Origin of the sequence: Aeromonas sp. SrichE-2G (assembly GCF_017939565.1) — a bacterium.
GTDB lineage: Bacteria > Pseudomonadota > Gammaproteobacteria > Enterobacterales > Aeromonadaceae > Aeromonas > Aeromonas taiwanensis.
The window spans coordinates 1,338,475-1,351,014 of sequence record NZ_JAGKRG010000004.1 but is presented as its reverse complement, the minus strand read 5'-3'; the positions used below and the strand labels follow the sequence as shown (position 1 = coordinate 1,351,014).

At 60.6% G+C, this 12,540-nt stretch carries 10 protein-coding genes; 3 read left to right on the top strand and 7 right to left on the bottom strand.

Features of this window, described 5'->3' with window-relative positions:
* Positions 1–163: 163 nt before the first annotated feature.
* The 5 genes from rplY to J9885_RS08065 form a co-directional block, all read right to left on the bottom strand.
* A complete protein-coding gene (gene rplY / locus J9885_RS08085) occupies positions 164–451 on the bottom strand; it encodes a 50S ribosomal protein L25 (protein ID WP_134694333.1) in 288 nt (95 codons plus the stop codon).
* Positions 452–613: 162 nt separating this feature from the next.
* Entirely contained in the window at positions 614–1,441 is an 828-nt protein-coding gene (locus J9885_RS08080; protein WP_210548717.1) for a hypothetical protein, read from the bottom strand.
* Between the two features lie 70 nt (positions 1,442–1,511).
* On the bottom strand, positions 1,512–5,411 hold the full coding sequence (gene hrpA, locus J9885_RS08075; RefSeq protein ID WP_210548715.1) for an ATP-dependent RNA helicase HrpA: 3,900 nt from the start codon (positions 5,409–5,411) through the stop codon (positions 1,512–1,514).
* A gap of 179 nt (positions 5,412–5,590) precedes the next feature.
* Complete coding sequence (locus J9885_RS08070) at positions 5,591–6,013, bottom strand: CBS domain-containing protein (protein ID WP_043760572.1); 423 nt, start codon at positions 6,011–6,013, stop codon at positions 5,591–5,593.
* 83 nt (positions 6,014–6,096) lie between these two features.
* A complete protein-coding gene (locus J9885_RS08065) occupies positions 6,097–7,167 on the bottom strand; it encodes a LuxR C-terminal-related transcriptional regulator (RefSeq protein ID WP_134694330.1) in 1,071 nt (356 codons plus the stop codon).
* A gap of 440 nt (positions 7,168–7,607) precedes the next feature.
* Here J9885_RS08065 and J9885_RS08060 point away from each other — a divergent pair, with 440 nt between their 5' ends.
* On the top strand, positions 7,608–8,930 hold the full coding sequence (locus tag J9885_RS08060; RefSeq protein ID WP_210548713.1) for a YjiH family protein: 1,323 nt from the start codon (positions 7,608–7,610) through the stop codon (positions 8,928–8,930).
* A gap of 64 nt (positions 8,931–8,994) precedes the next feature.
* Here the strand turns inward: J9885_RS08060 and J9885_RS08055 are convergent, their stop codons facing one another.
* Entirely contained in the window at positions 8,995–9,885 is an 891-nt protein-coding gene (locus J9885_RS08055; RefSeq protein ID WP_210548711.1) for a LysR family transcriptional regulator, read from the bottom strand.
* Positions 9,886–9,982: 97 nt separating this feature from the next.
* Here J9885_RS08055 and J9885_RS08050 point away from each other — a divergent pair, with 97 nt between their 5' ends.
* Complete coding sequence (locus tag J9885_RS08050; protein ID WP_134694327.1) at positions 9,983–10,849, top strand: pirin family protein; 867 nt, start codon at positions 9,983–9,985, stop codon at positions 10,847–10,849.
* Between the two features lie 210 nt (positions 10,850–11,059).
* Positions 11,060–11,686, top strand: a complete 627-nt coding sequence (ycaC, locus tag J9885_RS08045; protein WP_042077773.1) for an isochorismate family cysteine hydrolase YcaC — start codon at positions 11,060–11,062, stop codon at positions 11,684–11,686.
* Positions 11,687–12,138: 452 nt separating this feature from the next.
* On the opposite strand, the gene J9885_RS08040 is transcribed toward ycaC, so the two are convergent.
* Positions 12,139–12,468, bottom strand: a complete 330-nt coding sequence (locus tag J9885_RS08040) for a YbaB/EbfC family nucleoid-associated protein (RefSeq protein WP_005301028.1) — start codon at positions 12,466–12,468, stop codon at positions 12,139–12,141.
* Between the last annotated feature and the right edge of the window lie 72 nt (positions 12,469–12,540).

Here is a 12,540-nt window from a genome sequence, read left to right as displayed (position 1 = left end):
TATATGTGTCAGAGCACCACAACCGGTGTCCTGCTGTCAATCATGCCTACAAGTAAAGACCAATAGAGCTATTTGAGTATTTTATTTTTTGTCGGTAAAAATACAGCAAAAACAAAGAGGCCACCCGATTGGGTGGCCTCTTTACAGGAACGTTCGTTGCCGATTAGACGCGAACGAAGTCCAGGTGAACCAGCTTGTAACGTACCGGGTGACGCTGGATCGCCTTGACGTTAACTTTGACTTCTTCGCCGTTGATGACCAGGGTCAGCTCGGAGGAGTAGAACTCCGGCTTCTCTTGGGCCAGGATCAGCTTTTTGTGGTCCAGGGTGATGGACACGGCATCTTTGCCTGCACCGTAAACGATGGCAGGAACTTGGTCAGCATGACGCAGGCGGCGGCTCGCACCTTTCCCCAGGTCAGAACGGACTTCAGCTTGGAATACGAAAGACATAGTAAGTATCTCTTATAGATGAATGTATGGTGTTGACTGCGACCGGTCAGCACCTCGCAAAACGAGCGCGAATACTAGCATGGGCTCGGGGTGGATACAAGGGACGAACCGCGTGCCATCGTACTGACGGATACGGAGGCGTTCCCCTGCCCCGCACACGCCTCAGCGCCCCTGCTCCAGGCGGGCAAACTGCTGCTGGCGCTGGGCCGGGCTCAGGGCGTCGAACTGCGCCAGGGTCTCCGCTTTCGGGCAATAGAGTCGCTGGCCGGTCTGCACCTTGATCCCCTTGCCCATCCCGGGGCGATTGTCCGCCACCAGCGCCAGCAGATAGCTGTAGGTATCTGAGCCGCTGCCCGCCTGTGCCTGCAACTGGCTCGCGATGCGCCAGAGGGTCTCCCCCGCCGCCACCTGATGACAGACCCGCCCATCCCCCCCTGCCGCCGTGGCGGTGAGGGTCAACGTGGCGCCCTCTGGCGCCGGGCTCGCTGTGGCAAGCTGTCCACTCCCGCCCGCCCTAGACAATGACGGCACCGCCAGCCTCGCCAGCAAGGGCTCCCCTTGCGCCATCCGCTCCCAGCCCCTCGTCGGCCCAGGCAAGGAGAACTCGGCGATAAAGGCACTGGCCCCTGACGCCTCGAAGGAGGGTTGATGCACTGCTGTCACGCTCTGCACCGGTTGATGGGGCGCCATGCCATAGGCCATCTCGTCGATGCGTTTGAGCCTGGCCAGGTAGGCCTTGGAGAGCTGTGCCTCCCCCTCGAACAGATCGAAGGGGGGCACCAGACGGGCGGGAAACAGGATTTGCCAGTGGCCGTTCTTCTTCTTCGTCGCCAGCGGCGGGAACTGATTGCCCCGCCAGGCGGCGAAGATGGGCGGCACGGCACGGTGCAGCGGATAGAACTCCGGATTGAGCTGCACCCAGGTTTGCTCAGCAATGGGCTGATAACCGCTGATGTTGACCAGCGCCACTCCCAACCAGATCCCCAGCATATGACGGTCTCCCTTGCCCGTTAATCCGTTCTGTTCTTATTACTATCCAATAAAACAGATAGATAGCAGCTTAGCACTGGGCGATGGCGCTCTGCACACGTTTATCCGAGATGGGATAAGGCGTCCCGAGCTGCTGGGCGAAGAAGGAGACTCTCAGCTCTTCGATCATCCAGCGGATATTGGCCACCTCGGGAGGGATCGGCTGGGATTTGGGGATCTTGGCCAGCAGCGCCTTGTATTCAGACTCCACACTCTGCACCTTGAGCATGTGGACCCTGTCCCGGTTCGGGTCGATGGCGAGCTTCTCCAGACGCCGCTCGATGGCGCGCAGGTAGCGCAAGAGATCCGGCAGTCGCTGCCAGCCGGTCTCGGTCACGAAGCCCTTGTGGATCAGCTTGTCCAGTTGCAGCTGGATGTCCGACATGGCGAAGGCGGTGTCGAGCTGCATCTTGCCCTTAAGCCGCTTCTTGATCTCGTGGGAGAGGGTCAACACGGCTTCCACTTGGCTTGCCACTTCCACCACGGCGTCGTTGAGCTCGGCGCGGACATACTCCTTGAGGGCCTCGAAGCCGGCTTCATCCCAGGCGAGCCCACCATGCTGCTCGATGAGCTTGTCGCAGCCGCAGGCGATGCAGTCGTCAATCAGCTCGGCCACCTTGCCAAAGGGGTTGAAGTAGAGCCCGAGCTTCGCCTTGTTGGGCAGCTTCTCCTGCAGGTACTTGATGGGAGATGGCACCCCCAGCAGCACCAGCCGGCGCTGACCCGCCCACATCAGCTGCTGCTGGGCCACCGGGCTCTCCACCAGCTGGATGGCGACCGAATCCTTCTGATCCACCAGGGCCGGATAGGCCTTCACCTCGAATCCGCCGCGCTTCTGGCTGTACTCCTTCGGCAGCTCGCCAAAGCTCCAGAGGGTGAGACCGGACTGCTCGATATCATCGTCCGCCACTTGTGACAGGGTCTCCTGCACCTTGCCGCGCAGGGACTCTTTCAATGCCTCCAGATCTTTGCCTTCCGCCACCTTCTTCTGCTTGTCGTCCACCACCCGGAAGGTGAGTTTCAGGTGATCGGGCACCGCGGTCCAATCCCAGGATTCGCGGGGAACGGTCACGCCGGTCATGCGACGCAGCTGGCGCTCCATCTCATCCAGCAGCGGCCCCTGCTCGGGGTGGATGCTGGCGAGCAGGGCATCGGCATAATTGGGGGCCGGCACGAAGTTCTTGCGCATCGGCTTTGGCATCGACTTGATAAGGGCCACCAAGAGCTCGTGACGCAAGCCCGGGATCAACCACTCGAACCCTTTCACCTCCACCTGGTTGAGCAGCGGCAGCGGGATATGCAGGGTCACGCCATCGGCGGCCTCCCCCGGCTCGAACTGGTAGGTCAGTTTCAGCTTGAGGCGCCCCTGCTGCCAGAAGTTGGGGTAGTCGAGATCGCTGATGTGGGCCGCATCTCCCTTCATCAGCATCTCTTTTTCGAAGTTGAGCAGCTCGGCGTCCTGCTTTTGCGCCTCCTTCCACCACTTGTCGAAGTGACGGGCAGAGATGATTTCTTCCGGCAAACGGGCATCGTAGAAGCGGAACAGATCCTCGTCATCCACCAGGATGTCGCGCCGACGGGATTTGTGCTCCAGCGCCTCCACCTCCGCCAGCAGCTTGCGGTTGTCGCTGAAGAAGCGGTGGCGGGTCTCGAAATCCCCCTCCACCAGGGCGCGGCGGATAAACAGCTCGCGGCACAGGGCCGGATCGAGGCGACTGAAGTTGATGGTGCGCTCGGCAACCAGGGTCAAGCCATAGAGGGTCACCTTCTCCTTGGCCATGACGGCGCCGTTTTTCTTCGACCAGTGGGGGTCGCTGTGGTGCAGCTTGATGAGGTGGCCCGCCAGCGGCTCCACCCACTCGGGTTCGATCCTGGCGTTGATGCGGGCGTAGAGGCGGGAGGTCTCCACCAATTCGGCGGCCATCACCCACTTGGGCGGCTTCTTGAACAGACCCGAGGCCGGGAAGAGGTGGAAGCGGCCATTGCGGGCCCCCAGGAACTCCGGCTTCTCCAGATCCTTGTTGCCGATATGGCTCAAGAGGCCGGTCAAGAGCGCGCAGTGCACCGTCTTGAAATCCGCCGGCTCTGCATTGGCCTTGAAGCCGAGCTCTTTCACCGTCTGGCGCAGCTGGAAGTGAATGTCCTGCCACTCGCGCACCCTCAGATAGGAGAGAAACTCCTTCTGGCACATACGGCGGAACGGGTTGCTGCCAAGGGCATCCTGCTGATCTTTCAGGTAGTTCCACAGGTTCACAAAGGCGAGGAAGTCGGACTCCTTGTCTTCAAAGCGTCGGTGCTGCTCGTCAGCGGCCTGCTTCTTCTCCATGGGCCGCTCGCGAGGATCCTGAATGCTGAGGGCGGCGGTGATCACCATCACCTCGCTCAGGCAGCCGGTTTGCGCGGCACTGATCACCATCTTCGCCAGGCGGGGATCAAGAGGGATGCGCGAGAGCTGGCGACCGGTCTCGGTCAGCTGCAGCTTGGCTTCGCGATCGCCCGTGGCGGGCAGCTCGCGCACCGCCTCCAGCTCTTTCAAGAGGGTCAGACCGTCCTTGATATGGCGCGACTCCGGCGGCTCGACGAAGGGGAACGCCTCCATGTTGCCAAGGCCGAGCGCCAGCATCTGCAGGATGACGGAAGCCAGGTTGGTGCGCAGGATCTCGGGGTCGGTGAAGGCCGGGCGGCCGTTGAAATCCTCTTCCGAGTAGAGACGGATACAGATACCGTCCGCCACCCGGCCGCAACGACCCTTACGCTGGTTGGCACTGGCCTGGGAAACCGGCTCGATGGGCAGGCGCTGCACCTTGGTGCGCCAGGAGTAGCGACTGATACGGGCAGTGCCCGGGTCAATGACGTAACGAATGCCTGGCACCGTCAACGAGGTCTCCGCCACGTTAGTGGCGAGCACGATGCGCCGTCCGGCGTGGGGCTGAAACACCTTGTTCTGCTCGGCGTTGGAGAGGCGAGCGTAGAGCGGCAGTACCTCGGTGTCGCGCAGGTTGAGCTTGCGCAGGGCATCGGCGGTATCGCGGATCTCTCGCTCGCCGTTCATGAAGATAAGGATGTCCCCCAGCCCTTCGCGGGCCAGCTCCTCCACCGCATCGAAGATCCCCTGCAGCTCGTCGCGTTCCTCCAACCCCTCGCTCTTGTCACTGGCGAGCGGGCGGTAGCGCACCTCCACCGGGTAGGTGCGCCCTGAGACCTCAATCACCGGCGCCTTGTTGAAGTGGCGGGAGAAACGCTGCGGGTCGATGGTGGCCGAGGTGATGATCACCTTGAGGTCAGGGCGCTTTGGCAGCAGCTGCTTGAGATAGCCCAGAATGAAGTCGATGTTGAGGCTGCGCTCGTGGGCCTCGTCGATGATGATGGTGTCGTACTGGGTGAGCATCCTGTCGTTCTGGATCTCCGCCAGCAGAATACCGTCGGTCATCAGCTTGATGTGGGTCTGCTCGCTCACCTGATCGGTAAAGCGCACCTTGTAGCCCACGTAGTGACCGAGCTCGGACTCCATCTCCTCGGCAATACGGGCCGCCACGGTACGGGCCGCCAGACGACGCGGCTGGGTGTGGCCTATAAAGCCTTTCACCCCGCGCCCCAGCGCCAGGCAGATCTTGGGGATCTGGGTGGTTTTGCCCGAGCCGGTTTCGCCGGCGATGATCACAACCTGATGTTCGCTGATCGCCTTGGCGATCTCCGCCTGCTTCTGGCTGACCGGCAGATTGTCCGGATAGGTGACCCTGGGCACACCGGCCAGACGGGATTGATAGCGCGCCTCGGCCACATCCAGATCGGCAGCGATGGTCTCGAGTACGGCGACCTGCTTGGCTTCCGGCAGCTTCTTGGCCCCGTGCAGACGGCTGGAGAGACGGCGGGCGTCGAGGTTCATGCAAGCAGATAGACGGCGGCGCAGCGCCTCGATAGAGAGAGACAAGGTACGAATTCCTTAAAAGAGTGCCCATCAAGGGCCATATCGATAGCTGGGGGAGATCCTAAAGAGCGAGGCTGGGCGGTGCAAGCCTTAAAGCGGCGAGTGAGGCGTAACGGGTAGCGAGCCTGAATACCGGCCATAAAAAGAGCAGGCACCTGCCTGCTCCTTGCATACAACCGGTGTCAGCCGTTGGCCTGGTGCACGAAGCAGGTGCCGAGCTGGGCGTGAATGGCCTGCATCACGTTGTGGCGGCTGATCACCCCGAGCAGGCGCCCCTCCTCCACCACCGGATAGATCTTGGGTTTTTGGCCCATCATCATCTCGGCCAGATCCAGGATGCTGGTGTCGGGGCCCACCGCCAGCACCTCCTTGCGCATCACATCCCTGACCTGGGCAACCTGTTCACAGTGATAGGCCTCTTTCAGCATGACGGCGATGCAATCCTGCTCGGATACCCAGCCAATCAGATGCCCCTGACTGTCCACCACTGGACCGCCCAGCTGATGGCTGTTGAGAAACTTGGTGACTGCGCTTTGCACCATCATGTCCGCGCTGAACGTGATGGGCTTGGTCTGCATGTAGTCCCTTGCTTTGAGTGATTCCATGACGCTTCCCCCAACAGGCCTCCCCTGGGGGAGGCAAGAGCCGGACACTATGCCTGGCTCCCTCCAAGCATAGCTCGCAGCCGTCAGGAGATGGATTGCAGCAAGAGCAGCAGCTCGTTCTGGCTGTGACAGTCGGTCTTCTTGAACACCCCCTTGAGGGTGGAGCGCACGGTTTCCACCTTGACCCCGCGCAGTTCGGCGATGTCGTTGCTGCTGTAGCCCTTGCTCATCAGTACCAGCAGTTCCTTCTCACCGATGGTAAGGGGGTACAGGCTGGCCAGCGCCTCGATATCGGGGTTGAAGGAGTGCTCGGGGTCTCGCAGCACCACCTCCACATAGCGCTCGAACCGGCTCAGGCCGCTCATCAGGGAACACTGGATCAGCAGCGGCCTGAGATTGGCCTGACGGGGAATGGACATATAGGCGCTTGCTCCCGGCAACAAATAGGCAAAACCACTCAGGATCTCCTTGAGCTGGCGTTGCTGCTCTTTATTTTGCAAAGAGAAAATGCCATTGATGGCGCGCAGCTCCACATTTTCATCGGCGATGCGATTGAATGCCACATTGGAATAATGGATATGCCCCTTGTCATCTATGATGGCGCTGGGCTTATTATGGTTTTTCACCAGCTGCTGCAGCTGGTAGTTCTGGGTTTCCAGGGCCAGCAGATTCCAATAATGGTGGCTCCAGGCGGCAAGACCGGAATAGATTTCGGAGAGGGACGTGAGTTCCTGACTGCTGAAATCCTCCTGCGCCGCCCCACGGTAGCTGCACAGGCTGCTAAGCCCCCGTCCCTTGACCTGACAGACCCCCCCCGCCGCGAACTGGGCGCCGAAACTGGCCAGCAGCCCCACGGAGTTCGAGAGGGTATTGGCACTGACGATCCCCTGGCAGCCTTTGTCCAGATAATGATTGAACCACACATCCTGGCGATGGTGTTGCACATAGAACTGCTGCTGGGCCTCGGTCAGACCGCTGGAAAAAAGCTTTATTCCGTCGCTCTTGTCATCGTCCCGCAATAAAAACAGGGACGAACTGCAGGACACATCCGCACGAAATTGGTCCACGACCAGCTTAATGTCAGAATCATTAATACCGCACTCATATAACTGGCTGATATAGGGCGATATCCTTTCTTTCTCTAATGCCTTCACACCCGAACTCCTAATTCTTATTTTTATTGAAGGGGCATCTTACTCTGCAATGAGAAACTCGAAAAGTAGTCAAATGAATAAAGCCTTTATGACCAATTGATTAATGGTCATGAATAACGTCCATTCATGAAAAGAGTGAAAAAAGACGTGTCATGGCTCAGGTTTTCCTTAGAACCGGTCGCTTTAGGGCTCTTTACTTGTGATACCCGCCAGCTCCCGCACATACTGTCACGCACTTAAATGCGTGATTGATAAGTCTGCCACCTGCTTACACGCTGCCGACATCCCCCTCCTCCTTACCCTGGATTCATATGAATTAAATGTTTCCACCATGTTTGGTTTTTGTTTCTTTCCTATTTCCATTCCCGATGGCACTCGTTATTGTATATACAAATTCAGCCATCAACGGAGTTGAACCATGTGGACCACAAGGAGAGGAAATGGAACCTGAACGCGTACTCACGGCACCGGCAGGTGCCGGGGCTGGCCTCAAGCTGCTGCTGACCAGTCTGCTCGGCATCGCCATCTTTTTCGTGCCCTTCGAACTGGGGGGCCGCAGCACCATACTGGTGGATCACCTGGCCGGCGCCCTGATAGCGCAGCGCCCTGTTGCCCTTGGCATCATTCTGCTGATCATCGCCTACGGTGCCATCACTCCCCTGCTGGATGGCCGCTGGCGCGCCCGTCCCATCGATCGGGTGCTGAGCCTGTTCAAGGTGCTCGGCCTGGTGCTGGCCATCATGTACGTGGCGAACATCGGGCCCGCCTGGCTGATGACGCCGGACAGGCTGCCCTTCCTGTTTGACAAGCTCGCCATGTCGGTGGGCCTCATCGTGCCCATCGGGGCCATGGCGCTCACCTTCCTGCTCGGCTTTGGCCTGCTTGAGCTCATCGGCGTGCTGATGCAGCCCGTGATGCGCCCCCTGTGGCGCACGCCCGGCCACTCCGCCATCGATGCAGTCGCCTCCTTCGTGGGCAGCTACTCGGTGGGCCTGCTCATCACCAACCGTGTCTTCCTGGCGGGCAAGTACACGGTGCGGGAAGCCGTCATCATCGCCACCGGTTTCTCCACCGTCTCCGCCGCCTTCATGATCATCGTGGCCAAGACCCTCAACCTGATGGGTCACTGGAACTTCTACTTCTGGTCCACCCTGGTGATCACTTTCGTTATCACTGCCATCCTGGCCCGCATTCCCCCCATCAGCACCATGAACGATGAGGGGGAAACCGACGAGCCGCTACCTGTCGGCCAGAGTCGCTTGCAAGCCGCCCTCGCCTGCGGTCTGGCCCAGTCCAGCCAGGCGGATCCCGTGCTCAAGCAGCTGAGGGACAACCTCAAAGACGGGCTGCAGATGGCCGCCGCCGTGGTGCCCACCATACTGTCGGTCGGCCTGCTGGGCCTGCTGCTGGCGCAGCACACCCCGCTGTTCGATCTGCTGGGCTGGCTGCTGTGGCCCCTGACCTGGCTGCTGGCCCTCGGTGAACCCCTGGAGACTGCGCGGGCTCTCTCGGCCGGGCTGGCGGAGATGTTCCTGCCCGCCATCCTGCTCAAGGATGCGGACTTGCTGGTGCGCTATGTGACCGCCGTGGTTTCGGTGAGCTCGGTGCTCTTCTTCTCCGCCTCCATCCCCTGCATCCTGGCGACCCGGATCCCGGTGAGCGTGGGGCAGCTGGTGGTTATTTGGCTGCTGCGCACCCTGCTTGGCATCTTCCTCGCCGCCCTGTGCGGCCGGCTCGCCCTGGCCATCGGCTGGCTTGGCTAAGCAATCAGACCCAAAACAACAAAGCGCCATCAGGCGCTTTGTTGTTAATGGGCAAGTTGAGACGTCACTCGAGCCATTTTCGCAACGTGATCGTGGCGAGATCCACAAAGGCACGTAATCTGGGCGGCATGAAACGCTGCCTTGGATAGACGATATGGATAGGATCGGCCTTCCCCTGCCATTGGGGAAGAACAGCCACCAGTCTCCCCTCATCGCAAGCCTGGCGGCACAGATATGACGGCAAGAGTGCCACCCCCTCACCAGCCAGCACCATGGTCATGATCAAACCGACATCGTTGATCAGCGTCTGCCGTGACAAAGGGACGGTCACGCTGTTGGCGGCCTCGTCCTGAAGATCCCAGGACTCTTTGCCCAGGGAGGTGAACTGCAGGCAGGCATGGTGTCGCAGCGCCTGAGGTGCCTCTATCGCCGCCGCACCGGCAAGATAATCCGGGCTCGCGAACAGTGCCCAGCGTGCAACGCCCACCGGCCTGGCGATCAGCGTCGAGTCCTTGAGAGGGCCGGTGCGGATGGCGACATCGACGCCTTCCGCGACCAGATCCACGTAGCGGTTCATCAGCACCAGTTCCACGTCGACCTTTGGCCACCGGCTGCGCATCTGCCCCAGGAGTGACGACAGGATCTGATCGCCGATATCAACGGGAGCCGTGATCCGCAGCAATCCGCAGGGCTCCTCCCGCGACTCGCTCATGGCAGCCTCGGCATCGAACACATGCACCAACCCGGCCGACGCGTGCTCGAAATAGATCTGTCCGGCCTCGGTCAGATGCAGACGACGGGTCGTCCGTTGCAAGAGCGTGACGCCCAGGCGCGCCTCCAGCATGGCCACCCGATGGCTGACCGTTGAGGTCGGCAGCCCCAGCAGACGTGCTGCGGCACTGAAGCTCCCGGCCTGCACGACCTTGACGAATACAACGACCTGATTGAAGTCCATCTTCCAACTCAATAGAAAGTGTTTTCTGATTTAACCATCTAGTTGGACAGATGACCACTTCCTACACTGGTGTCATCGCTTCAACGGAGAGACCGAGATGAAAGAACTGGCATTTATCAAGCGCAGCAATGGGCAGCACTGGGTGGGGGACGGCTTCCCCGTGAGGAACATCTTCTCCTACCACGACATCGCCGAAGAGATCTCCCCCTTCCTGATGATGGACTACGCGGGCCCGGCCACGTTTCCGGCCACGTCTCATCGGCTCGGGGTCGGCCAGCATCCTCACCGCGGGTTCGAAACGGTGACCATCGTCTATGACGGCGGCGTCTCGCACAGAGACTCCTCGGGAGGTGGCGGCACCATAGGGCCGGGGGACGTGCAGTGGATGACGGCCGCATCCGGCCTCATCCATGAGGAGTACCACAGCCCGGACTTTGCCAGGACTGGTGGCACCTTCGAGATGGTGCAGCTGTGGGTGAACCTGCCCGCCCGTGACAAGATGGCGCCCCCCGGCTACCAGGGCATCACCGCAGGTGAGATCCCTCGGGTAGCTTTGCCTCATGGTGCTGGCGAAGCGCGCATCATCGCCGGGCGCTTCGGCGAGGCCGCTGGCCCTGCCCGCACCTTCACCCCGATGAACGTCTGGGACCTGCGCCTGCACGCCCATCACAGGGTCACACTCTCCTTGCCGCAGGGGCATACCACCGCCCTGTTCGTGCTCAAAGGGGCCATCCGTCTTGGCGACCGTCACCCGGTTCGCGCCGCCGAACTGGCGGTCATGGAACGCCGCGGCACGGAACTCGTGATGGAGGTCGAGGAGGAGACGACGCTGTTGCTGCTCAATGGCGCCCCCCTCAATGAACCCATCGTCGGTCACGGTCCCTTCGTCATGAATACCCAGGAAGAGATCGTGCAAGCCATCAATGATTACAACAGCGGCCGTTTCGGCCAGATCGGGCGCTGAACCCCGAGTCCGGCAACAGGGGCACAGTGATCAGCCCCGTCCATGTCGGCGGTGCCAGATCCGGCATAGCCAAGATGACACGGACACCACACTGGCCCCTGTGCTGGCTGGCCTGCCCCTCGATAACGCGGCGGAAACGATCGAACGGCCAAGCACAGAGTGTGCTGCAACCACCGTAAATGACCTGACCAACAAACCTGGAGAAAAGTCATGAACAAGCCCTACGTCAAACTCGACAAGCACAACGCTGCCGTGCTGCTGGTGGATCACCAGGCCGGTCTCTCCTCCCTGGTGCGCGACATCGAACCGGACAAGTTTCGCAACAATGTCCTGGCGCTGGCCGCGACGGCCAAGTATTTCCAGCTGCCCACCATACTGACCACCAGTTTCGAAAACGGGCCCAACGGCCCATTGATGACGGAACTCAAAGAGACCTTCCCGGATGCCCCTTACATTGCCCGCCCCGGGCAGATCAATGCCTGGGACAACGAGGAGTTCGTCAAGGCGGTCAAGGCCACCGGCAAGAAACAGCTGATCATCGCCGGCATCGTCACCGAGGTGTGCGTGGCCTTCCCGGCCCTGTCCGCACTCGAGGAGGGGTACGAGGTGTTTGTCATCACCGATGCCTCGGGAACGTTCAACGAGATCACCCGTCACTCGGCCTGGGATCGCATGTCATCCGCCGGCGCGCAGCTGATGACCTGGTTTGGCGCCGCCTGTGAACTGCACCGGGACTGGCGCAACGATGTGGAGGGGCTGGGTACCCTGTTCGCCAACCACATCCCCGACTATCGCAACCTGATCAACAGCTACACCACTGTCCAGAGCAGCAAGTAGCCTGACACCGGCCCCGGGTAACCGGGGTCCTTGTTGGGCCACGGCTCGGTTACTCCCCTACTCCCGAGGCGTCTGCAAGAGAAGATTTCCCCCACCAGGTGTGCATTAGCGGGGCGGGAGTATGCTTACGGTCCCCTCCCGACCAGGTGAGTCAGGCGCTCCTCAAACCAGCGCGCAAGAGAGTGAAGCATGCCCGCGGGGTGCAAGGCACAGGACAAGTCAGCAGGGGCAACGATACGGCGAAGCAGGTTCGAGAAGGGACGTTTGCCGTGCAGAGGCGAGCTCGGTCACTGCCCGGGCAGGATGGGGTAAAAACAAAACGCAGCGGGGACGGGGCAAACCGTATCCGCTGCGTCATGACGAGGCTCAGCTACCCCTGATGCGGGGCGGCGTACCTCTCTATCCAACAGAGCCACGAGGCATAGCCTCTTGACTCAACAGTAATGAGATCCTCAGAACGGCATCTTGAAGCCCGGAGGCAGTTGCATGCCGCCGGTCAGCTCGCCCATCTTGGCCTTGTTCTGCTCTTCCACCCGGCGCACGGCATCGTTGACGGCCGCGGCGACCAGGTCTTCCAGCATCTCCTTGTCATCTTCCATCAGGCTGGGATCGATCTCGATACGACGCACGCTGTGGCTGCCCGCCATGGTCACCTTGACCATGCCGGCGCCAGCTTCGCCGACCACTTCCATCTGGGCCAGCTGCTCTTGCATTTTCTGCATGCGCTCTTGCATCTGTTGGGCCTGTTTCATCAGGTTACCCATTCCACCTTTACCAAACATAGATCGTCTCTCGTCTTGAAATCCGGCATCCAGCGCCGGGCTGTGGGTTCATCTGCCCTAAATGGGGGCAGC

Coding starts and splice junctions, on each gene's coding strand:
- J9885_RS08080 (WP_210548717.1), bottom strand. CDS start 1,441: ATGCTGGGGATCTGGTTGGGAGTGGCGCTGGTCAACATCAGCGGTTAT.
- J9885_RS08070 (WP_043760572.1), bottom strand. CDS start 6,013: ATGGAATCACTCAAAGCAAGGGACTACATGCAGACCAAGCCCATCACG.
- ycaC (WP_042077773.1), top strand. CDS start 11,060: ATGAACAAGCCCTACGTCAAACTCGACAAGCACAACGCTGCCGTGCTG.
- J9885_RS08060 (WP_210548713.1), top strand. CDS start 7,608: ATGGAACCTGAACGCGTACTCACGGCACCGGCAGGTGCCGGGGCTGGC.
- J9885_RS08040 (WP_005301028.1), bottom strand. CDS start 12,468: ATGTTTGGTAAAGGTGGAATGGGTAACCTGATGAAACAGGCCCAACAG.
- J9885_RS08055 (WP_210548711.1), bottom strand. CDS start 9,885: ATGGACTTCAATCAGGTCGTTGTATTCGTCAAGGTCGTGCAGGCCGGG.
- J9885_RS08050 (WP_134694327.1), top strand. CDS start 9,983: ATGAAAGAACTGGCATTTATCAAGCGCAGCAATGGGCAGCACTGGGTG.
- rplY (WP_134694333.1), bottom strand. CDS start 451: ATGTCTTTCGTATTCCAAGCTGAAGTCCGTTCTGACCTGGGGAAAGGT.